Raw genomic sequence first — 25,783 nt, forward strand, 5'->3', positions numbered from 1 at the left:
GGGTAAGCGTTTCGTGCTATTTTACGTAGTTTTATACCTGAATCTCCCAAAAGGTACGATCTTTATGACGACTTCCCATCGTCGGTTCACTTGTTGAGAAATAAGTTCTCAACAAGTGAACCGACGATTAGTTTATAGCAAAAGTAATTGAAACAATGGCCCAAGACCCTTCCTCTGCTGATAACCAGCCTTCTGGTGTCAACGCTGTACCTGTAGTCGCCATTGGCGCTTCAGCCGGTGGCATCGAAGCCGTTTCGGATTTATTACGAAATCTGTCGCCCACAACGGGTCTGGCCTACGTTTATATTCAGCACCTCGACCCTGACTACGACAGCCAGTTAGCCAGCATTCTCGGCCGGGCCACCACAATGCCTGTCCTGAGAGCGGAAGAACATCTACGCATTGAGCCGAACCATGTTTATGTAATTCCACCCAACCAGGACATGGAAATTATCGACGGCGTGCTGACGCTCAGCCCCCGTCGGAACAAGTCCTTTCTGCACATGCCTATCGACCAGTTTTTTATTTCGCTGGCCGAACGGCAGAAAGATGGTTCAATAGCAGTTGTTCTGTCGGGAACCGCTACCGACGGTACGCTGGGACTGCGGGCCATCAAGGTGGCCGGTGGCGTCACGTTCGCTCAGGACGAATCCGCCCAGTTTCAGAGCATGCCCAAATCGGCCATTGCCGAGGGGGTGGTCGACATGATTCTCTCACCGGCCGAAATCGCAAAGGAACTGGAACGCCTGAGCCGGCACCCGCAGATTTTTCAGCAGCGGGTGCCCCCCGAAACCGATCTGGGGATTGACTCGTCGATGCCCGATAAGATCGAGCAGGAAGACATAGCTTCCGTTGGCCCGACTACGTCTGATGAAGACATCAAAGCCATCATTCAGATTCTGCGGAGGGCCATCGGTGTGGACTTCAATCACTACAAAATAACCACGGTCCGGCGCCGGATCATTCGGCGCATGCTGCTCTTCAAGCTCGAATCCCTGAAAGATTACGCGCAGTACCTGAAGCAGCACGTCGATGAGATCAGGCTGCTGTACAACGACCTGCTCATCAACGTAACGACGTTTTTCCGGGACGACGATCTGATGGACTACCTGGGCAAAGTGCTGTTTCCGCGGCTTATCAAGGAAAAAGCCCCGCGCGAGTCCATCCGGATCTGGGTACCGGCCTGCTCAACGGGTCAGGAGGCCTATTCGCTGGCCATGCTGCTGCTGGAAGTTCTCGGCGAACAGGGCACCAACCGTACCATTCAGATTTTCGCCACCGATCTGAGCGAAGGCGCGATTGCCAAAGCCCGGCAGGGCAGCTACACCCGGGGCGAGGTGATGGACGTATCGCCCCGGCGACTCCAGCGCTTCTTCACCAAAGTCGACGATCATTACCGCATCAACCGGAACGTACGGGACCTGTGCGTGTTCGCGCCCCACAACCTGCTGAAAGACCCGCCGTTTTCGCGGCTCGACCTGGTCAGTTGCCGTAACCTGCTGATCTACCTCGACAATGTATTCCAGCAGAAAGCGATTGCTACCTTCCACTACGGCCTTAACCCCAGCGGCTACCTGGTGCTGGGCAAATCTGAAACTGTAGGGGCCTCCGGGACCCTGTTCGTTCAGCTCGAAAAGAATTACAAAATTTATACCCGTCGGAACGATGTGGCCAGCCGGGCGGTCTTCGAAATGAGCCCGCGTTCGTCCATAGACGGCACAAGCGATAGTAGCCAGTCGGAGGTCATCCCGGCAGAAGGACTACGAAAACCCGCGCAGCCGGCGGGCAGCGTACCCACCGGCGATCTGGAGCAGATTGTAGACGGTATACTGCTCCAGCAGTACGTACCGGCCAGCGTGGTGGTGAATCAGGATCTCGACATTCTCCAGTTCCGCGGCTCAACCAGCCTGTTTCTGGAACCCGCCCCCGGTCGGGCCAGCCTGAACCTGTTGAAAATGGCCCGGCCCTCGCTGGTATTCGAGCTGCGCAACAGCGTCTTCAAAGCCCGAAAATCCGGGCAGCCGGTACAGAAAACGGGGCTGGAGGTCAAGATAAAAGACAAGACGCACTACGTGGCCATTGAGGCCGTGCCGCTTAATACCCAAACCGAAGACCAGTTATTTCTTATTCTATTCGAAGAGATAACGCCTTCGGTTCCCTCCGCAATGGATCTCTCCGACAGCCGTAACCGCCGGATCAAACAACTGGAAGAAGAACTGGCCATCCTGCGGGAGGATATGCGGTCGATCATTGAAGAACAGGAAGCCTCCAACGAGGAGCTTCAGTCGGCCAACGAGGAGATCATCAGCAGCAACGAAGAACTGCAAAGCATCAACGAAGAACTCGAGACCAGCAAGGAAGAGATCGAGTCGACCAATGAAGAGCTGCTGACCATCAACCAGGAGCTACAGGTGCGGAACGACCAGTTGGCCGAAGCCAACGATTTCTCCGAAGCCATATTTGGTACCATCCGCGAAGCGACACTCGTGCTGGACGAAGACCTGCGCATCAAGAGCGCCAACAAGGCGTTTTACCGGCTGTTCAAAGTGAACGAGGACGAAACCGAAGGCCGACTCATCTACGAACTGGGCGGTCGCCAGTGGGACATTCTGCAACTCCGCGAACTGCTGAAGAAGGTGGTCGAGAACGATGCACAGTTTCAGTCTTTCGAACTGACGTACTCCTTTCCGGAGATCGGCGATAAAACCCTGTCGCTGAACGCCCGGCGCGTTGTTCGCCAACAGGCGGCCATTCTGCTGGCCATCGACGACGTAACCGAGCAACGCCAGGCCCGGCGCCTGCTCGAAGAGCGCGAAGCCTGGTTCCGGAACATCACCGACAATGCGCCGACGCTCATCTGGGTGGCCGATACGAACGGCAGGTACACCTACGTCAACAAGGCGTGGCTGGGCTATACGGGGCGTTCGCTGGATGACGTACTGCAACAGGGCTGGGAGCAGGGTCTGCACCCCGATGACCAGGATGGGTATACCACAATACGGGAAGCCCGGTTTCATGACCGTCAGGCTTCGCAGGCTAACTACCGCCTGCGCCAGCACGATGGTGCGTACCGATGGATGCTGGAAAACGCCCAGCCGACCTTCAATACCGACGGCAGCTTTATGGGTTTCATCGGCACGGCGGTCGATATTCACCTACAGAAAGAACTGAACTCCGAACTGGAACAACGGGTGCAGCAGCGAACCGCCGAGCTACAGGAAAGTAATGACCTGCTGCAATCGGTCTTTGACATTACGCCCGTCGCGATTAGCTTCCTGAAACCCGTTCGTCTGGACAACGGCCAACTGGACGACTTTGACATTGTACTGGCTTCGGGCGTAACGGGTCAGTATGCCAACCAGACCGATATTACCGGAAAACGCTACGCCGAGCTGTTCCCCGATGCCCGCGAAACAGGTCTGTTCAGACGTTTCGGCGACGTATTGGAAACCGGCACTCTGGCCGACTTTGAAGTGCATACTACCCAGGAGAACCAGGACCGCTGGTGCCACTATGCGGCCGTGAAGCTGGGTGACGGCCTGGTGGTTATCTCGCAGGACATCACGAACAGCAAGCGCGCTGAACAGGAGATCATGAAGAACTTCACCCTGATGCAGCACGCCGAAGAACTGGCCAGGATGGGTAGCTGGGACTACGACCGGGCAACAGGCAACTTCACCTGGTCGGAAGGTATGTACCGGCTGTTCGACATGCCCCCGGGCACGGAGGTGGTGCCCGAAACGTATCTGGAATACGTCATCCCGGACGACGAGCCCGTAGCGCACCGTATCATTGATTTTATCAAAGAAGGCGAAGGCACCTTAAACGACGTTCTTCGGATCAAAGGCGCAGAACACATCAAGACGTTTCGCATTAAAGCCAATATTGCCGGCAATGGCCGGGCACGGGTACTCGGCATCGACGTCGACATCACCGACATGCAGCAGGCCGAAGACAAAATCCGGCAGGTTGCCGAGCACTTGCAGGCCGTTCTGAACAATTCGCCCGCGTCCATTGCCTTTACAAAGGCTGTGTTCGACGATCAGGGGCAAGTCATTGACTTCCGGCTACTGGTGTGTAATCAAAAATTTGCCGACATGGTGGGACTGCCCATCGCCGACCTCATTGGAAAACCGATCAGTGAATTGACCGATGCTTTGTGGGAAACGGATACGTTCAATAACCTGCTGACCGTACTGACTACCGAACAGCCGATGTACCTTGAACGCTACAACCAGGGTACTCACGAAGGCCGCTGGACGGGCATATCAATTTCAAAAGAAGACACTGGCATTGTGCTGTCGGGGCTTGACATCACTTCGCTCAAACAGGCCGAACAGCAACAGGAGCAGCTGATGAGTCAGTTAAAAGATTCGAACGTACTGGTCCAGGAAATGGATGCCATCCGGCAGCAGATTCGGCAGCGGGGCGAATTTCTGAGGCAGACCTCACACGACCTGCGGGGCAGTTTCGGGGTAATCTCCGGGGCGGCCATGCTGCTCAACCTCATGAACAGCGATGAGGAGCGGAATCAGATGCTGAGCATGCTCCAGCGCAACGTCCGGCAGGTCACGCAGATGCTCTCCCATTTGCTGGACTACTCCCGGCTGGAAGCGGGTCTGGAAGAAGTACACATCACGTCGTTCGACGCGGCCCAACTGTTGCGGGAACTGAGCGAAAGCCTGAGACCGATTGCTAACGAAAAACAGTTGACGCTAACCATCGACGGGCCAGACGAGTTGCGGGTAGAGAGTGATGAAGTGAAGGTGCAGCGTATTGCACAGAATCTGCTTCTGAACGCCATCAACCATACCTCAGCGGGCGAAGTGTCCCTTTTCTGGCAAACCGGTGAACAGCAGGGAAGCTGGTCATTTATCATCCAGGATACGGGTCCCGGCCTTCCGGCGGCAGTTATCGAGCAGTTGACAGATCAGCAGGCTACCCCATTGCAGGAAGCTACCACGGGCGCAAGAGATAAGTCAGGTGAAGGAATTGGCTTGTTTATTGTAAAGCAATTAAGCAGGCTGTTGGGTGCCAGAATCACCATACAGAGCGAAGAAGAGACCGGAACACGGTTTCAGATTGACATACCCGGCCCGTCGGTCGGCAGTTTATCCTAATGGGTTGAGCCTAATTTATGAAAGTGCCTTTTCTGTATATCGTTGATGATGATGCCGACTACCGTTTTTTACTCCAGCGGGTCTTCAGTCAGTTCCTGCCACATTATTCAGTTCAATTTTTAGATAGCGGGCAAGCGTTGCTCCAGCAGGTTGCCGCCGACACCGTTCGCCCCAACCTGATCCTGCTGGATCTGAATATGCCACGGCTGGGTGGCTATGATACCCTGCTCCAATTGAAACACCCGGCGAGTGGCCCCACCTTCGATGGTCCGGTCCTTTCCAGTCAGCACCGGTGGCAGTCTGTGCCGGTGGTGATGATGACAAACTCCTCTGTATCGCATGAACTGGAGTTATGCTACGAAGCAGGCGCTAACTCCTTTATTCCCAAACCCACTAACCCCGAGCAGCTCCTTCAGACCATGCGTTCAATCTGCCAGTACTGGCTGGATATGAATCGCCTGCCGGACGACTGAAAGGTGTTTGTGTCCATACTTCACACGTAACGCCATTCACTCATTTCTCCGGCATACCGGGCAACATTCCGCCCCGCCGACCGGTTGATTCTGCACGCAACCAGTGCATACAACCATGAGTTCATCGAATCAGAACGGCGGCTTCGGGCTGTCGACCCTGCTATGGGGGATCGCCGGAGGGATCGGCGCAGTAATGGCCGTCCAGGCCCTGATCAGCCAACGTCGTAAAACTGATTTTCGCGGACAAACGGTCGTAGTCACCGGCGGTTCGCGGGGACTGGGTCTCGTGCTGGCCCGCCAGTTTGCGCAGGAAGGGGCCAAAGTAGCCATCTGCGCCCGCGACGAGGCTGAACTCGGGCAGGCCGAAGCCGATCTGCGTCAATACGGCAACTTTATTTTCACCTTTCCCTGCGACGTTACCGACCGCAGCCAGGTTGCCGACTTCATCCAGGCGGTCCGGCGGCAGTTCGGCCCCATCGATGTGCTGGTCAACAACGCCGGCACCATCGTAGTGACACCCTACGAGAACGCTACCGAAGCCGACTTCCGCGAGGTTATGGAAGCCAATTTCTGGTCGGCCTTTAATACCATCAGCGAAGTATTGCCGGCTATGCGGGAGCGGCAGTCGGGCCGGATTGTGAACATTGCCTCGTTTGGCGGGAAGGTGGCCGTACCGCACCTCCTCCCCTACGTAGCCAGCAAGTTTTCGCTGGTCGGTTACTCGGAAGGACTCCATGCCGAAGTGCTGAAAGACGGGGTTTACGTCACGACGGTCTGCCCCGGTCTCATCCGGACGGGCAGCCCCCGCAACGCCTGGTTCAAAGGCCAGAACGAGAAAGAGTATGCCTGGTTCAAAATCGGCGATTCGATGCCGTTCCTGTCGGTAAGTGCCGAACGCTGCGCCCACGAAATCATTGAAGCCGCCCGCTACGGCAAAGCAGAACTGATTGTGTCGCTGCCGGCCAAACTAATGACGGCCGTTCAGGGCATTGCCCCCGGCCTGACGTCGGAACTGCTCAGCGTAGTTAACAACCTGCTACCCGACCCAGGCAGTAGCGGCCAGGAACGGGTTCAGGGCAAAGACAGCGAATCGAAACTGAGCGACAATTTCCTGACCGCCACTACAGATAAAGCTGCCGAAGCCAACAACCAGTTGAACACGTAAGGGCATCTGGTTTTAACAGCTACTGGCAGCCAGCAAACTCCGTACTTCATCGTCGGTAGTCTGGCTAAAATCGGTGTACCAAAGCCCAACACCGTAGAATGGTTCGGGGGTAGCGATACAAACGACCGAATCGACCACAAGCGTCAATGCGGTACACACGTCACCAACGGCTACCGGTACGGCAATCACAATCTCAGCGGGTTTCAGTACGCGTAAAGCCGCAATGGCTGCCCGCATGGTTGCGCCGGTAGCCAGTCCATCATCTACCAGAATGACCACGCGGCTGGCAACCGTCGGCACGGCACGGCCGCCCCGGTAGAGTTGGTCCCGCCGTTCCAGTTCGCGCAACTCCCGTTTTGTTACGGTCTCGAGAACGTCGGTCGTGATCGTATGCGACCGTATGACATCCCGGTTCAGCACCCGGATCGGTTTGGTAGCAGCTCCGGCAGCCGCTATGGCCCCCATGGCCAGTTCCTCCTGGCCGGGTACACCCAGCTTGCGTACCAGAAACACATCGAGAGGAACGTGAAGCCACTGCGCTACTTCGTACCCAACCGGGACCCCGCCCCGTGGCAACGCCATTACCAGCACGTCGTCACGATCTGCGTAGGCCGTGAGCTGTTCGGCCAGTTGCTGACCGGCATCGTATCGATTCAAAAAAAGAGGGGTGCTGGACGATTTCACAGATAGGACGGTGGTTACTGAACAGCCGTAACTACTCTGTGTTTCACATATGCCGTTCTGTCGCCACCGTCAACCCATTTACGACGGTTCGCTTTCGAGCACGGCCGTGCGCAGAGGCTCTTCCAGATGCTCTTCAGCAGCTTTATCGCCCTGCCTGATGGCTCCGGCCAGTTGCTGCGCGTACTTCATGGCCACTTCGGGCGTAAACGCAATCACCTCCGGATCGGTCAGTACGTCGAGCACAACGGGCCGATCGGCCGCCAGTGCCCGCTCCCAGGCGCCGGCTACGTCCTCCGGTCGTTCCACCCGAATTCCTTCTAATCCCAGCGACTCCGCGAAGGCAGCGTAGTTCAGTTCCGGCAGTTGCTGCGAAGCTACGTAGCGCGGATCGCCCAGCATCAGCCGCTGTTCCCAAGTTACAAAATTCAGGTCCCTGTTGTTCAGAACCAGCACGATCAGTTGCGGGTTGGCCCACTGCCGCCAGTATTTCTGGATAGTGAGCAACTCGCTCAATCCGTTCATCTGCATGGCCCCGTCGCCCGCGCAGGCAATTACCACCCGGTCGGCATGCGCAAATTTGGCCGCGATTGCGTAAGGCACCGCACACCCCATCGACGCCAGGCTACCCGACACCGAAAACCGCATCCCCGGACGAATCTGAATGTATTGGGCGACCCAGCTCGACGAAGAACCAGAGTCGGCCGTCAGGATACAGGCATCGGGTAACCGGGGCGACAATTCGGCGAACACCAGCCGGGGATTAACCGGTTCACCCGCTTCCAGTGCCCGTTCGTGAAGCAGCCCGTGCCACTGCCGGATTTCCTGCTCGATCATCTGCCGGAATGACCTGTCTTCTTTTGGCTGCAACAGGGGCAGCAGCGCCCGTAACGTTTCGGCACTATCGCCGACCAGGTTCACCTCCATCGGGTAGCGAATGCTCAGCATACGCCCGTCGACGTCAATCTGTACGCCACGAGCCTGACCTTCTTTGGGCAGAAACTCCGCATACGGAAAACTGGAGCCGACCATCAGCAACGTATCGCATTCCTGCATCATTCGGTGCGACGCATTCGTACCGAACAGGCCAATCGCGCCCGTTACAAACGGCAGGTCATCGGGCAGAACGGCCTTGCCCAGAAACGCTTTCGCAACCCCGGCTCCGAGCCGCTCGGCTACCTCGATCACCTCATGAACCGCCCCCTGTGCTCCGGAACCAATCAGCATGGCTACTTTCTGGCCAGCGTTCAATACGTCGGCGGCTCGCTGGAGTTCCTCGTCACGCGGCAAAATCCGGGGTGCCGTGTAACCCGCACCGGAATGGATCGTATCGTGCTCACGCGGTGGCTCTTCGTAGTCCAGTGTCTGAAGGTCGTTGGGAATGATAACGCACGTAACGGTTCGCTGCGACAGTGCAATCCGGAACGCCCGGTCGATCAGGTGCCGGATCTGCGCCGGTACCGTAGCCATCTGCACATACTCGCCGGCTACATCCTTGAACAGTGATACCAGATCAACTTCCTGCTGGTTGTGGCCGCCCAGACCCGTCCGGGCCTTTTGCCCTACAATCGCTACTACGGGCTGATGATCCGTGCGGGCATCGTAGAGGCCATTTAGCAGGTGGATCGCACCGGGTCCCGAGGTTGCCAGACAAACGCCGACCTCACCGGTAAATTTAGCGTGGGCCGATGCCATAAAGGCCGCCATTTCTTCGTGGCGGGTCTGCACAAACGCTGGCTCTCCTCCAGCCCGGTTCAGCGCCCCCAGCAGCCCATTGATACCGTCGCCGGGATACCCGAACAGACGCTTTACACCCCAGGCCGACAGGCGTTTGACGATGAAGTCACTTACGTTTTGCTGCATGATACAGGAAGGTTTGCTGGCGAACAGTCTCGGCCAGTTGGTTCATGAGGACACAACCCGGCATACCCTACTTTGTTTGTATACTAGTCCAACATCCATCCTGTACCCGATTAAAATGAGGGACAACCCACCTTGCAACCCGTTCCCTTGGCATCCGGCCCCAGTTAAACCTATCGGCTTGACCGGCAGTTACGTATGCAGGAACAACACGTACAGTGATGAACAAGCAAATCGTATTTTTCCCGAACGAAGATGCGGATGGCGGATCGCCGGCGGACAACAACAGTGCTGCCGATAGTGGTGTCACGACCGGTAGTGGCCTGAGCGAACTGGATGATACGGGTACGTCAGGCCTGAGCGATGAAGGCGGTACAACCGGCGACGGTGCTCCGGGCGAAGCAGGCTTTGCCGAAGAAGACAGTAACCGGGGTCAGCTAGGCAACGAAAGCATGCGAACAGCACCTTAGCAAATCTTGCTCCAGGACGGTGGTTGTCAGCACCTCAACGCGCATGGCTAACGATGTAGAAGATGCCAGCGGGGTCGATGTAATTTAAGCCGAATACGAAACGCTGCCCCAAAGTACGGAGTCGACATTCGGGCTGGCGAACTACTTACAAAACCAAAATCCCACGAGAGCTACCGGGCGGTGGCCTTTGTGGGATTTATCATTCAGACACTACGTCCGGCTCAGCGGAGGTCGGGGGCCGTCCCGACAGTACTCGGTATTCTGACGGTTTTCAGCCAGTATGCGTGGGTTTCGGCCAGTATTCCGATGAGTTCGGCAAACGAACTTGGTTTGCTCATAAAGGCGTTCGCTCCCAATCGGTAACACTCTTTGATAGCATTTTTGTAGCTGCCCCCCGATAAGATCAGCACCGGAATACATTGAAGCAGTTCATTCGCCCGGAGGGTTTGCAATACTTCATAGCCATTCATCATCGGCATATTCAGGTCCAGCAGAATAAGCGATGGTAATTCATCTTCGGATAGGGTGGTCAGGTGGTCGATCAGATCCTGCCCCGTGGCAAAAAGTACTAGTTTAGTACCAGTGTGTATTTCCAGAAATGCATCCCTGATCAGTAAGCAGTCATCTTCATCATCATCTACTAAAAAAATCGAGTGTTCATGCCCGTTCATAATATCTAATCTGAGTAGTTTGAACAAACTAACTAGTGGCAGATGAAGACTAACTAAAAAGTAAGTTAAAAGCAAATTAAAACTATAGGTCAATTACTGCTGGGCCCCGTTAATTTGTCGACTAAAGCCGGGTATATTTACCGCCGACTTAGCTTTCTTTTCAGTAAACGTTCTAACTCTAATAGCTCCGCTACATGCAAAACAGTGAAAAATCAACTACCTCCCGGCGTCAGTTCATACAAACGGGGGCTTTGGCCGCGGGCAGCTTCTTTATTGTTCCCCGTCACGTGCTGGGGAAAGGTTATATCGCCCCGAGCGACAAACTGAATATCGCTGGTGTCGGCATTGGGGGGAAAGGATTCAGTGATACCAATAATGCGTATAACAATGGAGCAAACAACATGGTAGCCCTCTGCGATGTTGACTGGAGCCTGCCCCGGGTTAAAGAAAATTTCTCGAAGCATCCGAACGCCAAGCGCTATAAGGATTTTCGGGAAATGCTCGACAAGGAGGGTAAAAGCATCGACGCCGTAACGGTATCGACCGCCGACCATACCCACGCGGTTGTGGCCATGGCGGCCATGCAGCGCGGCAAGCACGTATACGTGCAGAAACCGCTAACGCATAATATATATGAAGCCCGGATGCTGACCGAAGCTGCCCGCAAATACAAGGTCGTGACGCAGATGGGCAACCAGGGTTCCTCCAATCCGCAGCAGAAGCAGATGGTCGACTGGTTCGACAAGGGACTCGTCGGCAACGTACACACGGTCTACCTCTGGACCAACCGCCCCGTGTGGCCGCAGGGAATTCCGGTGCCGCAAGCAGCCGGCGAGGTTCCATCTGAACTAGACTGGGATCTGTGGCTCGGACCCGCTCAGAAAGTTGGCTACACGCCAGCCTACCACCCCTTCAAATGGCGCGGCTGGTGGAACTTCGGGGCCGGGGCGCTGGGCGACATCGGCTGCCACATCATGGACGTACCGTTCCGCGTACTGGGCCTGGGCTATCCGACAGAAGTTGAAACCAGCATTGGTCAGGTGTTCCTAAAAGACTGGACGCCCGAGTACATTCCGGAAGGCTGCCCGCCGTCGTCGCATGTTGAACTGCAGTTCCCGGCGTCTGCCAAGAATAAATCGGCCGTTAAGATGGTCTGGCTCGACGGTGGTCTGCGTCCTTTCCGGCCGGAGATGCTGCCGGCTGGCGAACCCTTCCCGGAAAACGGCGAGAACGGCGTATTCCTGGTCGGCGACAAGGGACTTATTGCCTGCGGCATGTACGGCGACGACCCGAAACTGTACACCAAGAGTGGCGAGAAGATGGAAGCCGCTCCCAAACCGAAGAGCGCCGACGGCAAATCCATTCCCGAGAACGGTCACCAGGTGCTGTGGACCGAAGCCTGCAAGGCCGGCTTCAATAGCAAAGAGCATAAAGCGCTGACATCGTCGTTCGACTTTGCCGGTCCGCTGACGGAGTCAGTGCTTATGGGCAACCTCGCTATCCGCAGCTATACGCTACGGACGCCTAAAGCCGACGGTCGGGGCTTCAACTATCCGGGTCGTAAAAAACTGACCTGGGATGGTAAGAACATGAAGATCACCAACTTCGACGAAGCTAACCAGTTTGTTTCGCGCAACTACCGCGACGGCTGGAAACTGGCGTAATCAGCACAAATTCACTGCAACGGGCATCGATTAGTAACAGGGCTTCCCTCTACTGGTCGGTGCCCGCTTCGTTGTTGGCTGACAGCCACGCATTCAGGGCAGTCTGTAACGCCTTTGCCTGTTGGACTACGCCCGTAGCATCCAGGGCTGTTTCCGGGCGGGTGGGCGTAGTCACGAGGGTGGTGTATCGCACCTGCTGAAGACTTTTACGCCAACTGGCCAGTTCGATGCGGGTTTTCCGCAGCTCAAAACTGGTCATGACCCACTTGCCCAGCGCTTTCAGGGACAGCAACTGGCTATCGGTCAATTGCCGTGGCCGGTGGTCCAGTACGCAGATTGTACCGAGCGCATAGCCCTCCGGGTTTACCAGGGGCACTCCGGCATAAAACGCTATTTTTGGTCCGTCAACTACCAACGGGTTATCTTTAAAGCGAACATCTTCCCGGGTATCGTTAACTACCATGATCGTATCAGGATCATTGATGGCATACGAGCAGAAAACAATGTCGCGGGGGGCTTCCTGTGCATTCAGCCGCTGCCGGGATTTCAGCCAAGCCCGATCGTCGCCGATGATGGTGATGAGCGAAATGGGCGTACGGCATATTTCAGTGGCTACTCGGGTAATCGCATCATACTCCTCCTCAGGCAATGTGTCTATCAGGTCATATTCAGAAACTGCCTGACGACGGGCCATTTCGTTAGCGGGTATTGATGGCTTTATCATATTTTATTTACTCGTATTATGAATGTATAAAAGTAAGTGCCGGTGCCGCTAATTTCGTTAACATCCCATTAATAGCTGATTAATTAGATATTAAACCAATGGATTTTTAAGATAACTGGATTGGGGTTAGGGTGGGTTATGGAAGCCACTCAAAGAAAAACGTACTGCCTTCGCCGGGTTTCGATTCAGCCCAAATTTTGCCGCCCTGTTCTTCAACCAGCATTTTAAGCAGGTTTAACCCAACACCCGTGCTGCTTTCCTTAGTAGTCGTTGAAGAGTCGCCCGCCCAGAACAACTGAAAAATTGACTCCTTTTCTTCGTCGGAAATACCCGGGCCGTTGTCGCGGACGTAAAACTCGGTACGGTCAGTTCGTTCGATGCAGCCGATCTCAATCAGCCCCTGTTCCTTGTCGTTGTACTTAATGGCATTACTGATCAGGTTCTGAAACACCTGCTGTAGTTTCAGTTTGCGGGTTTTGAGCACCGGCATGGGTTTATGAACCCGGATTTCGATGTGCCTGGGCGGGAAAAGCAGGGTGGCTATCTGACTGACCAGTTCGTACACATCGACCTCTTCCATCGTTTGCTGCGTGAGACTCTTGCGTGAATAATCAAGCAGCGAGGTAATCATATTGGACAGGTGATGGGCGGCTTCTTTCGCGCTGTCAATGTATTCGGTCACCTCGTCCTGTTCAATCGGGCGGCTGTCGTTGATCATTTCCATCAGCGACAAGGCTGCAATCAGTCCCGTCAGGGGCGACTTCAGATCGTGGGCCACGATGTAGACGAACTTTTCGAGCTGTTTGTTAATCGCTTCGAGTTCGGCTGCGGTTTTCTTTAAATTCCGCTGATAGAAGTAAAGTTGTTCAAATACGTTAACTTTAGCTTTAGTGACGTTGATATCCAGCGGCTTCTGCAAATAATCGACGGCTCCCTGTTCAAACCCTTTGAGTACATACTGCTCATCGCGGCTGATCGCCGTCACGAAAATGATGGATATATCTTTGGTTTTGGGATTCGACTTCAGTAGCTGGGCTACCTCAAAACCATCCATCTCGGGCATCTGCACATCCAGCATGATCAGTCCGATCTGATCGTTGCGGAGGGCATGGCGCAGGGCTTCATTGCCCGAAGTGACCTTGATGAACGTTCGTCCTTCCCGGGCCAGCATTTCTTCCAGCGACAGCAGATTTTCCTCCCGGTCATCGACCAGCAGAATCGTGAACTCGTCGGAATTTTTTGTTACATTCATATATCTTCAGGTAGTAATAGACAAAAATTTAATGATGCCGTCGGGAGACAGCACTAACGCCGTTGGATTACGCTCAAGAGCCGCCCGGGGCATAGCCGCGTAGGCGGCCGTGGCAGGGTCCTGCACAATGGCCTGTCCCCCATTCGACAGAATCGCTTCCATGCCCAGCGCGCCGTCGTCGTTGGCCCCACTGAGCAGCACCGCCAGTACCCGGCTTCCATACACACTGGCCAGGCTCTCGAACGTAACGTCGATTGACGGCCGGCTGTAGTTGACCAGTTCTGAATAATCCAGGCTGAAGCACCGATCAGCCTCGATCAGCAGGTGATAGTTCTGAGGAGCCAGGTAGATGCTGTTTGGCTGAATCACTTCCTTATCGTCCGGTTCATGTACGTAGGTACCTTTGTCGGATGTGGTCAGCACCCGATTCATTTCGCTATATACATTCCTGAGCCGATGCAGGACGATGATGACGGCGTACTGAAAAGTGCTTGGTAGCGCTTCCAGCAGTTCAGAAACGATGGGGATACTTCCTGCCGACCCACCAATGGCGATAATGTCGAATGGGGCCATCGTTTTCCTTAGGTTTTACGCCGGTAGATACGGCAGACTGAGTCTGTAACATCGAACTGCTGGCGAACGTCCGTAAAGATCAGCGATTCCTTCATGCCAATGGCGAGGTACCCCAGCGGAGCCAGGCTATCGGTCAGCAGGCGGCACACCTGGTTCTGTAGCTGCCGGTTAAAATAAATGAGTACGTTTCGGCAGCAGACCAGTTGAAACTCATTGAATACCTGATCGGTCACCAGATTGTGCTGTGAAAACACGATGTTCCGGCGCAGTTCCTTATTAAAAATAGCGTGATCGTAGCGAGCGGTGTAATAGGTAGAAAAGTCATTCTTCCCACCCGACTGAATGTAGTTATAAGTATAATCCTTCATGTACTGCATCGGTACGATTCCCTGACGGGCGCGTTCGAGGTTGGCCGGATTCAGATCCGTACCATACAGCCGACTCCGCTCGAGCAAGCCGGCCTCCTGCAGCAGAATCGCCATCGAGAGCACTTCCTCGCCCGTAGCGCAGCCCGCGTGCCAGATTTTGATGGTTGGGTACGAAGCCAGTATGGGGATAATTGTTGTGCGCAGGCTTTTGTAAAACATCGGGTCCCGGAACATTTCCGTGACGTTCACGGTCAGGTTTTGCAGAAACCAGTTGAAGAAGGTCTGGTCGTTGGTCAGCTCATATTTCAGATCAAAGAATGACCGGATGCCAGCCTGGTCCATGCAACGTAGTACCCGTCGTTGGAACGATGCGCGGGCATAATCGCCGAAGTCGTATCCGTAATTATGCCGGATCAATGATATGAGTTCGTCAATTTCGCCGTTGGTGATCTGAGTCAGGTTCATCATACACTACTGGGATAACCAAACCCGCATCAACGAGATTAACTGCGTGTTGTTAACGGGTTTAGTGATATAGTCAGACGCACCGGCTTCGATGCATTTCTCGCGGTCGCCGGTCATGGCCTTGGCCGTCAGGGCAATTACGGGAAGCTTTTGAAACCGCTGGTTGGCCCGGATTCGACGCGTGGCCTCGTATCCGTCCATTTCGGGCATCATAATGTCCATCAACACGATGTCAACACCGGGTTGCTCATCGAGCAGCTCCAGAGCCTCTTTTCCGTCACCGGCCGTCAATACGTCCATGTCATATTCTTCCAGCAGTGTGCTCAGCGCGAACACATTACGCATATCATCGTCGACCAGGAGCACTTTACGCCCTTTCAGCATCCCATCCGACGTACTGACGGCAACCTGTTTGGGCAACGGAGAACGCTCGGCTTCCTGAACCTTGTACAAAAACAGTTCCAGTTCATCAATCAGCCGGTTCTTCGACTGCGACGAGTCGCGGATCACCACCGGCGAAATTCTGGCCAGTTGTCGTTCGGTGGCCGCTGTGAGGTCTTTGTCCAGATAAACAATCAGTTGTATGCCGGTCTGAACCAGCGCCTGCTGTAGCGCTTCGAGTTCAGGAATACCCCGTTCCAGATCCTGCCCGATGTCAGCAATAACGGCGTCGTAGGTATGGCCGCTGATTTTTTGCAGGGCTTCGTCGCTGGTTCGGGCATAGTCGAACTCAACATCCATGTGACGTTCATCGATCAACTGCCGGAGCGAATCGCCCTGGAGCGCGTTCGACGACAACACCAGCACCTTTTTCATGCCGACGTTGAACTGCGACCTAAACTGCGAGAACACCCTTTCCAGATCCTCCTTGCTTACTGGCTTGCGCACGTAGGCGAGGGCATCGCTGTTGATCAGTCGGTTGTCGTCAGAAGCCGAAACAACATGCACCGGGATGTTTTTCAGGGTCTCGTCGCTTTTCATAATCTTGAGCAGATCCCAGCCACTGATGACCGGGAGCCCCATATCGAGAATGATCGCCGACGGCTTGAACTGCCGCGCATACCGCAGTCCTTCGTCGCCCTGCAGCGCAACAATAGTCTTGTATTTATTCTCGCGGGCGAAGTTCTGCACGACCCCGGCAAATAGCGGATCATCCTCAATAATAAGCATCACTTTGTCGTCGGGCGACAGGGTGTAGCGATCGTCGGACAACGCTATTTGTTCAACCAGTTTTATTGGCGTAATTGGTTCCAGCACCGGATCTTCGCTGCTTACAACCGGCGCAGTGGTCTGTACAGGCGCATCGACCGGCAGGTAGATCGTAAACGTACTCCCCTTCCCTACCTCACTGGTCAGGCCCATTTCGCCACCGAGCCGCCGAACCAGTTCCTTACTGATCGATAATCCCAACCCCGTACCGCCGTATTTGCGACTGGTAGAGCCATCGGCCTGTTGAAACGCTTCAAAAATAATCTGCTGCTTCTCTGGCGGAATCCCAATGCCGGTGTCCGTTACCGAAATGGCCAGCACCTGCTTGGCATTACTGAGCGATTCCGAACCGAATAGCTGGTGCGCCGGGGCCGTAGCAAACGACAAGGTTATGGACCCGTCGCGGGGGGTGAACTTAAATGCGTTGGACAACAGGTTCCGGATCACCTGTTCCAGCCGCTGCTTATCCGTCCGGATGGCTGACGGCACCGACGGTTCCGTCTGTTTTACAAACTGAACGCCTTTTTCTTCGGCCACTACGCTGAACATCTGACTCAGGTCGCGGATGATCGACTGTACCGGCACTTCTTCAATATTGATGTCAATCTTACCGGCTTCGATCTTCGACAGATCCAGAATATCGTTGATCAGCTCAAGCAGGTTTGTGCCCGATTTGTAGATGGTGTTGGCGTATTCAGTCTGTTTATCCGTGAGGTTACCGTTTTTGTTTTCCGACAGGAGTTTTGCCAGAATCAGGACGCTGTTAAGTGGAGTACGTAGTTCGTGCGACATGTTCGCCAGAAACTCCGACTTGTATTTGCCGGTCACCTCCAGTTCTTTAGCTTTCATGGAGAGGGCTTTGCGGGCAACCTCAACGGCTTCGTTCCGCTCCTCGAGTTCGGCATTGATCTGGCGCAGTTCTTCTTCCTGCACTTTCAGTTCTTCTTCTGATGACTGCAGGATGCTGGCCTGGCGGGTAAGCTCTTCGTTCGACTGGCGGAGTTCTTCCTGCTGATTTTCCAGTTCCTCTTTCTGATCCTGAACCTGTTTGAGCAGGTGCATCACGCGTCGGCGGTCGTCGGCAGCATTCACCGCTACGGCAATGTTGTTAGCGACCGCCCGCAGAAGTGCCAGTTGCTCGTCACTCATTGGACTAAACGACGCCAGTTCCAGCACGCCTTTCAGTTCCTTATTATACCAGAGAGGCATAAAAACCAGTTGCTTCGGCAGGCCCTGACCGGTTCCTGACTCAACCGACCAGAACTCCGTCGGTACGTCGTTAACAACCAGGAGGTTCCGACCGTCGGCAGCCCGCCCGATCAATCCTTCCCGCAACTGGTACTGCTGTGGAGCACTCGCCGGCAAAGCCACGGATGCATTAAGCTGGAGCTGATGTTGCCCTTCGTTGTAACAGTAAAATGCTCCGGCGGGTAGATCCAGGTAGTCGATAATCGCGTTTAAAATCTGTTGCGTCAACGAGTCTATTTCATTGATACCCTGCAACGTATCATTGATAGACGAAATCCCCATAAGCAGCCAGTTCTTCTCGGTTGTGGCCTGGTTGAGTTCTTCAAGCTGCTTATAATTCTGGTAGAGCGATGTTTCGGCCCGGCGACGGCTTTTGAATTCCTTGAGAATAAAATAGATTAACGTAACTACAATCAGCAGGATCAGTAAAATACTGGCAATCAGCCCTATACTGGCTCTTCCAATGGCCTCGGCGTTGTCGCGCTCCCGGTGGGCAAGCAGCGCCTTTTCAATGCGTAAAATTTCGTCGATCTCGATCCGGATACGATCCATCCGAACCTTTTCCTGGGTCATGATCGCGCTGATGGTTGCCGGGGTATATCCACTGGCATCTTCGCCCAGGCCTTTCCAGAACTGAAGCAGGTCTTCAATGTGCAGTTCCGCCTGTTCTATGCGCCGTTGCTGATCTGAATTGTCGTTGGTGAGTTCTTTAAGGGCGATGATGGCCGGTTCGATTTTAAGCAAGCCCACATTATAGGGCTCCAGAAACTTTCTGTCGTTCGTAGGCCGGAACCCACGCCGACCAGTCTCCATGTCGACAAGCAGTTTCTGAATGTTCTCCGCCTGGTTCAACACCTGGTACGTATGTCGTACACGTTCGGCTTCAGCAGATTGATTTTGGAATGTTTGCAACGCCAGTACCCCCATCAGAATGACCAGGAAAATGGCAATCGAAAAACCAAGGTACAGGCGGTTTAACAAAGAAAGTTTCATTAAAGGAAAGTTACAGCAAATAAGGTTACAATATTAACATACGATTACGTTTAGCTCATTTACTTCAGGCAGTTATTATATAAAACCGCCTTCAGACCTGCATTCATGTATCAGTAAGCCGGACTTGCATCACTAATTGTTCGTACGTAGCTTTGAACGTATCAGATTTATATTGGTAATCTTCCTATAGACGAATAGATTGCCATTAGTAACGCATCTCTTTGTTTAAAACTGTCTTTTTTAGATTTCAAGACAACCTGTTTCGTTACAGACCAATATATGAAATAATTATCAAAGTAAAGTACATTATAAGTTTCCTAAATTATCCATTTGTATCATATCAATCTTTGACCTATTCCCTTAATTCTGGCTCCTGATTACGCCCTTCCGCCGGGACAATCCATCAACATCCGGGCCCTTTACGATCAGCTCGCTTTCAACAGTACTATTCTGGCAGCCGCACTCCCAACACGAAAATCAGGCTACCATACATGCCGGGTCTCTACCTGTTTACCCGCTAAAACAGGGGTAACGTCCGTGCGATTTTAGACAACCTGTGCGATTTCGCACACTTTTTTTAGTCCCTCACCAACCCAACCAACTGATTACCAATTCTGTACCTATTGGCACATCATTTGGCTTCTTATATGCAAACGAATCGACTAATGGATAGAGAGCTTGCGCCGGAAATCACCCGTCAGAAACGAACCAAAAGTATCGTCATCGTCACGCTGGGCATCGTCGGTGTGGTAGCGGTGCTGGCCTTACTCCGAACTTACCTCAGCACCTCCGTCGAAGCCTCAAAAATCCGGACGACCGTTGCCCAGATCGGCCCCGTCGAAAATACGCTGAATGCGACTGGGGAAGTGATTCCGGCATTCGAGCAGGTGATCGTAAGCCCAATTCAGGCCAGTGTGCAACGGGTGCTTCTGACGCCAGGTACCCGCGTCAAACCAGGTCAGCCGATCATGGAACTTGACAAGTCGTTATCCCTCATCGAACTCGAACGCCTGAAAGACAAACTTGCCCTGAAGCGCAACGGCATCGAGCAGCTTCGCCTGCGGCTCAACAAGGAATTTTACGACGCCGACATAAAAGACAAAATTAAATCGCTCAACATCAACCGGCTCCGGGCCAACGTAGAGGATACCCGCCGACTCCTGAAAGCAGGCGGCAGCACGCAGGAAGACGTAACAAAAGCCGAAAACGAACTCCGTATCGCTGAACTTGAAAAGAAACAGCTGGAAAACGACCTGACCTACAGCCGTCAGTCGATGGGAGCCAGCCTGAAAGAGTCGGAACTACAGGCACAGATTGAAGCCAAAAACCTCCAGGAACTGGAACAGAAACTTCGGCAGGCCGATATCCTTGCCGACCGGCCGGGGGTGCTCACGTGGGTCAACGACCGCATTGGTGCGGCCGTCAATACGGGTGATCTGCTGGCTAAGCTTGCCGATCTCGGCAGCTTCCGGATCGATGGTTCCTGCTCTGATATGTACGCCGATCAGGTCAAAGTGGGCCTCCCGGTCATTGTAAAAATCAACGAAACCAGCCTGCGGGGTACGATTACCCAGGTGAAGCCATCGGTCCAGAATAACGTAGTGCAGTTTGCCATTCAACTCGACGACAACCGCCATACGTCGCTCCGTCCCAACATGAAAGTAGAAGTTTTTATTGTCACTACCCGGGTTGGGAAAGCCGTGCGGGTGGCCAACGGGCCAGCCTTCAAGGGCAAACGTCGGCAGTACGTGTATGTGCTGAACAAGGGCGTGGCCGAACGCCGGGACGTCGAGATTGGCCTGACGAACTTCGACTGGGTCGAAATCAGGAGCGGTATCCAGCCAGGCGAGCAGGTGATCATAACGGACCTCAGCCAGTACGAAAACTCCGAAACGCTGACGATTACACCGACCGACCGATGAAACCATTTTTCTCACCCTTCCTGATAGTGGATAAACTAATTAAATTCCTGCTGGAACGAACCAGACTGGCTAGACTGCTGCCGCTGTTCTGCATCACTACGCACATAACCGTCGCTCAGACTCAGCGCCTGACACTGGAGGATGTCGTATCAATCGCGCAGGCTCAGTCGGTGGCCGCCAAACAGGCTGTGACTACCCAGCGCACCAATTACTGGAAATACCGCTCTTTTCTGGCCGACTACAAACCCCAGTTGAGTCTTGATGGTACGTTGCCCGGCTTTACGCGTTCGTTTGTTGAGGTTATCCAGCCCGACGGTACCATTGCCTACCAGCCGGTATCGCTCAATAACTCGGCCCTGAACCTGTCGCTGAGCCAGAACATCGCCATGACCGGCGGCAGCATCTTCATCCAGAAGGAGATCAAACGGTTTGATAATTTCCTCGAAAACCAGACGTTGTACAACGGTGTTCCATTCAGCATTGGTCTCATTCAACCCCTGTTTCGCTTCAACCCCATGCGGTGGGAGCGCCGGATTGAGCCGCTGAAGTATCAGGAAAGCAATCAGCAACTGATCGAATCACGCGAAGAGGTCTCGCTTAATGCGACAATGTTTTACTTCGACCTGCTTGTGGCTCAGGTTAATCTCCAGATTGCGGAGAAGAACCTGATGAACAATGATACGCTGTACAAAATTGCCCGGAAAAAACTGGAACTGGGACGCATTTCCCAGAATGACCTGCTTCAACTGGAATTGAGCGTACTGACCGCCCGCAAAGACCTGGCGTCGGCAGAGCAGACGGCGGAGGTTGCCTCGCTAAAACTGAAAACGTATATCGGCTATCGCAACGACAGCCGCGTGGAACTGGCTCTTCCTAACCAGATTATCCCGTTTACCGTCGACATCCGCCGGGCCATCGACGAAGCCTTTGCCAACCGGGCCGCATCCATCGGCTTCCGGCGCCGACTCCTGGAAGCTGAACGCGAGGTCGATAAGGCCCGTAAAGAAAACGGCCTGAATGCCTCGATGCAGGCGTCGTTTGGTCTGTCGAACCGGGGCGCCCGGATTGGCGATGTGTACGTCCGGCCGCAGGACAGCGAGATATTGGAAGTACGTTTTTCGGTCCCCATCATGACCTGGGGCCGGGCGCAGGCCCGCACCGAAACGGCGAAAGCCAACCAGCAACTGACACAGCAGTCGGTCGAGCAGGACAAGCTAACCCTGGAGCAGCAGGTTTTTACGCAGGTTACGCTGCTTCAGATGCTACAGAAACAGGTGAAACTGACCGCCGAAGCTGACCAGATCGCCCAGAACCGCTACCAGATCGCCCAGAACCGCTTTATTCTCGGCGACCTGAGTGTAACAGACCTGGGCATTGCGACGCAGGAAAAAGACCGCGCCCGACGCGACGCCGTGGTTGCCCTTCGTGACTACTGGCAGGCGTATTACACGCTCCGTCTGTTGACCCTGTATAATTTTGAAACAAACCAGAAGATTCAATAGCGAAGGGCCTGGGGCAAGGGGTTAAAATTACCCCAAACCCGACGCCCCAAGCCCTTCGCCCCAAGCCCCAAAAACCATGATCACCCTACAAAACATCGAGAAAGTGTACCGCACCAGCAGCATCGAAACACTGGCGCTCAACAACATTAACATCAATATTCGCAAAGGCGAGTTCGTGTCGATCATGGGCCCGTCGGGTTGCGGCAAGAGTACGCTCCTGAACATCATGGGCCTGCTCGACGAACCCTCGAAGGGCAATGTCGCGATTGATGGGCAACTGGTGAAATCGTACCGCGATAAGGAACTGGCCGCGCTACGTAACCAGAAGATTGGCTTGATTTTCCAGAGCTTTCACCTTATCAACGACTTGTCGGTGCTGGACAACGTCGAGATTCCGCTGTTGTACCGTTCCCGGAACGGAGGTTCAGCCAGTGGGAAATCGCGGCTGGACCATGCGAAAGAAGCCCTGGAAAAAGTTGGTCTGAGCAACCGCACGAAGCACTTTCCGCGACAGTTATCGGGTGGGCAGAAACAACGCGTTGCCATTGCCCGCGCCATCGTTGGCAACCCCGAAATCATCCTCGCCGACGAACCGACCGGTAACCTCGACAGCGTGATGGGCAATGAAATCATGAGTATTCTACAGGGTCTGAACAACGACGGCGCAACGATCATCATGGTAACGCACGACGAGTCGATGGCTAAGAAAACAGACCGGCTTATCCGGCTCTTCGACGGCACACAGGTAGGTGACTCGGTGCTAAGAGCCGGGGGCGCAGGGCCTGGGGACAATCCCGGTCACTTTACCCACAACCCTACTTCCCAGCTCCTTAACCCCTAAGCCCCCAGCCCCCAGCCCCATGCTAACGAACTACATAAAAATTGCCTGGAAGGTGTTGCTCCGGCATCCGTTCTACACCTTCATTACGCTCTTCGGCATCAGCCTGACACTGACGGTGCTGATGGTGCTGACATCCTTTATCGACCATCTGGTGGGCAGCCATTACCCCGAAAACAAGCGGGATCGGATACTGTACGTGCAGAAGGTAGCTCTCCGGGACTCGCTCCGGCAATCGCAGACCGTCGGCCCCATGAGTTATGAGTTTACCCAACGCTACATTTCGTCATTGAAAACACCCGAGAAAGTAGCGGTCGCTACCCTGTTCGATTTTGCCAATGCCTACGTCAATGGCAAGCGGATCGAACTAAAGCTAAAACACACAAACGCGGAATTCTGGGAGGTAACTGATTTCGACTTTCTCGAAGGGAAGCCGTATAACCAGGATAACCTGGCAAATGGCGACAACGTAGTCGTCATCACGGATGAACTGAAGCGGCAATACTTTGACAACAGCGATGAGTCCGTGGTGGGTAAACCCATCGAGATCGACAACCGGACATTCCGGGTGATTGGGGTGGTGCGCGGTGCGCCGGTAACACGGCCTATGACGGCCAGTGATGTGTATCTTCCCGTTACGGCCAGCAACCGCGACGGCAAAAGCAAAGGCTTTATGGGGAGCTACGCAGCGTTGATCCTGGCTCGCCAGAAGTCGGATATGTCGGCTATAAAATCCGAATATGACCAGGCCATCAGCCGCATTCCTCTGCCCGGCGATTCAAACGGTTTTCGCTTTGCCATACTCGAGACCAGCGCCGATACGTACCTGGAAGCCTGGCTGCATACGTTCTTTCAACGCCCGGCCAGCAGCATTTTCTACTCTGTTGTCGCGCTGTTTATGCTACTGTTTATGAGCCTGCCGGCCATCAACTTGGTCAACCTCAACGTAAGCCGTATCATGGAGCGGGCTTCCGAGATTGGTATTCGGAAAGCTTTCGGGGCTCCCGCCAAAACCTTGGTCTGGCAGTTCATCATTGAAAATTTGTTCATTACGTTCATTGGTGGCACCATTGCGCTGGTATTTTCGGCGATCATCATCAGCCTGATCAACAACAGCGGCTGGATTGCCAAAGCCGACCTGACCCTCAATCTATCGGTCTTTGCCATCAGCATACTGGTGTGCCTCGTCTTCGGGTTTCTGTCGGGGGTGGCTCCGGCGATGCGTATGGCGAAACTCAATATTGCAGACGCGTTAAAATCTTAAAGAGCGAAAGAGTGAATGAATGAAAGAGCGATTCGCTCTCTAACTCCCAGGCTTTCCGCCACTCATTCACTCTTTCGCTCATTCACTCTTTCGCTTTTTACAACCATGCTACCTCATTTATTCAAATTAATGTGGAACAAGAAGCGGACCCACATGCTCCTGATTGTGGAGATTCTGGCTTCGTTTCTGGTCCTCTTCGGCGTAACCAGCCTCATTATTTTCAACCTGCGCAACTACCAGGAGCCGATTGGCTTTGACTATCAAAATGTCTGGACGCTGAACTTCAACGCCCGCGATCAGCCGGACTCAACCGTTGGGGATGTCATGCAGCGGGTTAAAGAACGCATTCTGACGTATCCGCAGGTAGAGTCGGCTACGTTGTTTGGCAGCAATGCCCCGTATTCCATGAACATGTCCAATGGTAACGTATCGCACGGCAATGCCAGCATACTGTCGAACCATTACCGCTCGGACCTTGACATGACCAAAACGCTGAACGTACCGGTGCTGGAAGGGCGCTGGTTCAATAAATCCGACGAGTCGGCCGATGTCCGGACGATGGTCATCAATACACCGCTTAAAGAAGCGCTGTTTGGGGATGAATCTCCGCTCGGCAAGCAGATCACGTTCGGCGGCCCCGGCGATAAGCACAAGAAAGAAGATTACTTCACGGTTATCGGCGTTATCGGCAATTTCAAAACGCAGGGCGAGTACATGACCAATGCACCGGGACTGTTTCAGCTCAACAAAGGCGAAGCCCGGGCGTACAACCGGACAGTTCTGTTGAAGGTTAAACCCGGCACCGACGCTTCCTTTGAAGCCCGGCTAACCAAAGACCTCGGTATGCTGACGAAGGACTGGACCCTTGAAGTGTCGTACATGGAAAACCAGCGACAGTCAACGCACAACATCACGCTCGTACCGGTCACCATCTTCCTGATCATTAGTGGTTTCCTGCTCATCAACGTAGCACTCGGCCTGTTCGGCGTCCTGAACGTCAGCATTACCAAACGCCGGTCGGAGATTGGTTTACGGCGGGCTTTAGGCGCTACCGGCAACGGTATTTCGAAGCAGTTCGTCGGCGAAATCTGGGTACTGGCTACGTTTGGCCTGCTGATCGGCCTGCTGTTTGCCGTGCAGTTTCCGCTCATGAACGTGTTTGACCTTGAATCGGGTGTGTACGTAACCGCCATCGTTGTATCCATCGTAGTCATCTACCTGATTGTTACCCTCTGTGCCCTCTTCCCCAGCCGCCAGGCCGCCGAAGTCCAGCCGGCTATCGCCCTGCATGAGGAGTAGGTTGGTATGGGGCTTGGGGCAT

The 25,783-nt window shown here is 54.1% G+C and carries 18 protein-coding genes; 10 read left to right on the top strand and 8 right to left on the bottom strand.

Annotation, left to right across the window (positions count from 1 at the left end; genetic code table 11):
* The first annotated feature begins 155 nt into the window (after positions 1-155).
* The 3 genes from BN8_RS31735 (at position 156) to BN8_RS13915 (ending at position 6,758) form a co-directional block, all read left to right on the top strand.
* Entirely contained in the window at positions 156-5,120 is a 4,965-nt protein-coding gene (locus tag BN8_RS31735; protein WP_009282532.1) for a chemotaxis protein CheB, read from the top strand.
* 17 nt (positions 5,121-5,137) lie between these two features.
* Positions 5,138-5,593 (top strand): response regulator, encoded by a 456-nt coding sequence (locus BN8_RS13910; protein WP_009282533.1) that lies wholly within the window; start codon positions 5,138-5,140, stop codon positions 5,591-5,593.
* 115 nt (positions 5,594-5,708) lie between these two features.
* A complete protein-coding gene (locus BN8_RS13915) occupies positions 5,709-6,758 on the top strand; it encodes an SDR family NAD(P)-dependent oxidoreductase (protein WP_051041044.1) in 1,050 nt (349 codons plus the stop codon).
* Positions 6,759-6,770: 12 nt separating this feature from the next.
* On the opposite strand, the gene BN8_RS13920 is transcribed toward BN8_RS13915, so the two are convergent.
* On the bottom strand, positions 6,771-7,415 hold the full coding sequence (locus BN8_RS13920; protein ID WP_202806390.1) for a phosphoribosyltransferase: 645 nt from the start codon (positions 7,413-7,415) through the stop codon (positions 6,771-6,773).
* A gap of 105 nt (positions 7,416-7,520) precedes the next feature.
* On the bottom strand, positions 7,521-9,302 hold the full coding sequence (locus tag BN8_RS13925) for a thiamine pyrophosphate-requiring protein (RefSeq protein ID WP_009282536.1): 1,782 nt from the start codon (positions 9,300-9,302) through the stop codon (positions 7,521-7,523).
* 218 nt (positions 9,303-9,520) lie between these two features.
* Between BN8_RS13925 and BN8_RS13930 the strand changes: the two genes are divergently transcribed.
* Positions 9,521-9,769 (top strand): hypothetical protein, encoded by a 249-nt coding sequence (locus tag BN8_RS13930; protein ID WP_009282537.1) that lies wholly within the window; start codon positions 9,521-9,523, stop codon positions 9,767-9,769.
* Between the two features lie 221 nt (positions 9,770-9,990).
* Here BN8_RS13930 and BN8_RS13935 read toward each other — a convergent pair whose 3' ends face one another.
* A complete protein-coding gene (locus BN8_RS13935) occupies positions 9,991-10,440 on the bottom strand; it encodes a response regulator (RefSeq protein WP_009282538.1) in 450 nt (149 codons plus the stop codon).
* A 194-nt stretch (positions 10,441-10,634) separates the two neighbouring features.
* On the opposite strand from BN8_RS13935, the gene BN8_RS13940 reads away from it, so the two are divergent.
* Entirely contained in the window at positions 10,635-12,104 is a 1,470-nt protein-coding gene (locus BN8_RS13940; RefSeq protein WP_009282539.1) for a Gfo/Idh/MocA family protein, read from the top strand.
* Between the two features lie 49 nt (positions 12,105-12,153).
* Here BN8_RS13940 and BN8_RS13945 read toward each other — a convergent pair whose 3' ends face one another.
* The 5 genes from BN8_RS13945 to BN8_RS13965 all read right to left on the bottom strand — a co-directional run bounded on the left by BN8_RS13945 (position 12,154) and on the right by BN8_RS13965 (position 18,936).
* The gene (locus tag BN8_RS13945) at positions 12,154-12,828 is read right to left on the bottom strand and encodes a GAF domain-containing protein (RefSeq protein ID WP_009282540.1); all 675 of its coding nucleotides are present in this window, start codon (positions 12,826-12,828) and stop codon (positions 12,154-12,156) included.
* Between the two features lie 136 nt (positions 12,829-12,964).
* Entirely contained in the window at positions 12,965-14,080 is a 1,116-nt protein-coding gene (locus BN8_RS13950; RefSeq protein ID WP_009282541.1) for a sensor histidine kinase, read from the bottom strand.
* 6 nt (positions 14,081-14,086) lie between these two features.
* Entirely contained in the window at positions 14,087-14,653 is a 567-nt protein-coding gene (locus BN8_RS13955) for a chemotaxis protein CheB (protein ID WP_009282542.1), read from the bottom strand.
* Positions 14,654-14,661: 8 nt separating this feature from the next.
* On the bottom strand, positions 14,662-15,489 hold the full coding sequence (locus BN8_RS13960) for a CheR family methyltransferase (protein ID WP_009282543.1): 828 nt from the start codon (positions 15,487-15,489) through the stop codon (positions 14,662-14,664).
* Positions 15,490-15,492: 3 nt separating this feature from the next.
* A complete protein-coding gene (locus BN8_RS13965) occupies positions 15,493-18,936 on the bottom strand; it encodes a response regulator (RefSeq protein WP_009282544.1) in 3,444 nt (1,147 codons plus the stop codon).
* A 665-nt stretch (positions 18,937-19,601) separates the two neighbouring features.
* Here BN8_RS13965 and BN8_RS13970 point away from each other — a divergent pair.
* The 5 genes from BN8_RS13970 to BN8_RS13990 all read left to right on the top strand — a co-directional run bounded on the left by BN8_RS13970 (position 19,602) and on the right by BN8_RS13990 (position 25,761).
* Positions 19,602-20,858, top strand: coding sequence for an efflux RND transporter periplasmic adaptor subunit (locus tag BN8_RS13970; protein ID WP_040005803.1), 1,257 nt, complete (start codon positions 19,602-19,604; stop codon positions 20,856-20,858).
* A complete protein-coding gene (locus tag BN8_RS13975; RefSeq protein WP_009282546.1) occupies positions 20,855-22,360 on the top strand; it encodes a TolC family protein in 1,506 nt (501 codons plus the stop codon). Before BN8_RS13970 ends, BN8_RS13975 begins: the two co-directional genes overlap by 4 nt.
* Positions 22,361-22,436: 76 nt before the next feature.
* Positions 22,437-23,201 carry an ABC transporter ATP-binding protein gene (locus BN8_RS13980; RefSeq protein WP_009282547.1) on the top strand — a complete coding sequence of 255 codons (765 nt, stop codon included), beginning with the start codon at positions 22,437-22,439 and terminating at the stop codon, positions 23,199-23,201.
* A gap of 19 nt (positions 23,202-23,220) precedes the next feature.
* Entirely contained in the window at positions 23,221-24,462 is a 1,242-nt protein-coding gene (locus BN8_RS13985; protein WP_009282548.1) for an ABC transporter permease, read from the top strand.
* A gap of 105 nt (positions 24,463-24,567) precedes the next feature.
* The gene (locus BN8_RS13990; RefSeq protein WP_040005804.1) at positions 24,568-25,761 is read left to right on the top strand and encodes an ABC transporter permease; all 1,194 of its coding nucleotides are present in this window, start codon (positions 24,568-24,570) and stop codon (positions 25,759-25,761) included.
* The last annotated feature ends 22 nt before the right edge of the window (positions 25,762-25,783 follow it).

It is taken from the genome of Fibrisoma limi BUZ 3 (genome assembly GCF_000296815.2).
GTDB lineage: Bacteria > Bacteroidota > Bacteroidia > Cytophagales > Spirosomataceae > Fibrisoma > Fibrisoma limi.

What these genes read in the sequence shown, in the direction of transcription:
- BN8_RS31735 (WP_009282532.1), top strand. Translation starts at nt 156, where the DNA reads ATGGCCCAAGACCCTTCCTCTGCTGATAACCAGCCTTCTGGTGTCAAC.
- BN8_RS13910 (WP_009282533.1), top strand. Translation starts at nt 5,138, where the DNA reads ATGAAAGTGCCTTTTCTGTATATCGTTGATGATGATGCCGACTACCGT.
- BN8_RS13915 (WP_051041044.1), top strand. Translation starts at nt 5,709, where the DNA reads ATGAGTTCATCGAATCAGAACGGCGGCTTCGGGCTGTCGACCCTGCTA.
- BN8_RS13925 (WP_009282536.1), bottom strand. Translation starts at nt 9,302, where the DNA reads ATGCAGCAAAACGTAAGTGACTTCATCGTCAAACGCCTGTCGGCCTGG.
- BN8_RS13930 (WP_009282537.1), top strand. Translation starts at nt 9,521, where the DNA reads ATGAACAAGCAAATCGTATTTTTCCCGAACGAAGATGCGGATGGCGGA.
- BN8_RS13935 (WP_009282538.1), bottom strand. Translation starts at nt 10,440, where the DNA reads ATGAACGGGCATGAACACTCGATTTTTTTAGTAGATGATGATGAAGAT.
- BN8_RS13940 (WP_009282539.1), top strand. Translation starts at nt 10,635, where the DNA reads ATGCAAAACAGTGAAAAATCAACTACCTCCCGGCGTCAGTTCATACAA.
- BN8_RS13945 (WP_009282540.1), bottom strand. Translation starts at nt 12,828, where the DNA reads ATGATAAAGCCATCAATACCCGCTAACGAAATGGCCCGTCGTCAGGCA.
- BN8_RS13950 (WP_009282541.1), bottom strand. Translation starts at nt 14,080, where the DNA reads ATGAATGTAACAAAAAATTCCGACGAGTTCACGATTCTGCTGGTCGAT.
- BN8_RS13955 (WP_009282542.1), bottom strand. Translation starts at nt 14,653, where the DNA reads ATGGCCCCATTCGACATTATCGCCATTGGTGGGTCGGCAGGAAGTATC.
- BN8_RS13960 (WP_009282543.1), bottom strand. Translation starts at nt 15,489, where the DNA reads ATGATGAACCTGACTCAGATCACCAACGGCGAAATTGACGAACTCATA.
- BN8_RS13965 (WP_009282544.1), bottom strand. Translation starts at nt 18,936, where the DNA reads ATGAAACTTTCTTTGTTAAACCGCCTGTACCTTGGTTTTTCGATTGCC.
- BN8_RS13970 (WP_040005803.1), top strand. Translation starts at nt 19,602, where the DNA reads ATGGATAGAGAGCTTGCGCCGGAAATCACCCGTCAGAAACGAACCAAA.
- BN8_RS13975 (WP_009282546.1), top strand. Translation starts at nt 20,855, where the DNA reads ATGAAACCATTTTTCTCACCCTTCCTGATAGTGGATAAACTAATTAAA.
- BN8_RS13980 (WP_009282547.1), top strand. Translation starts at nt 22,437, where the DNA reads ATGATCACCCTACAAAACATCGAGAAAGTGTACCGCACCAGCAGCATC.
- BN8_RS13985 (WP_009282548.1), top strand. Translation starts at nt 23,221, where the DNA reads ATGCTAACGAACTACATAAAAATTGCCTGGAAGGTGTTGCTCCGGCAT.
- BN8_RS13990 (WP_040005804.1), top strand. Translation starts at nt 24,568, where the DNA reads ATGCTACCTCATTTATTCAAATTAATGTGGAACAAGAAGCGGACCCAC.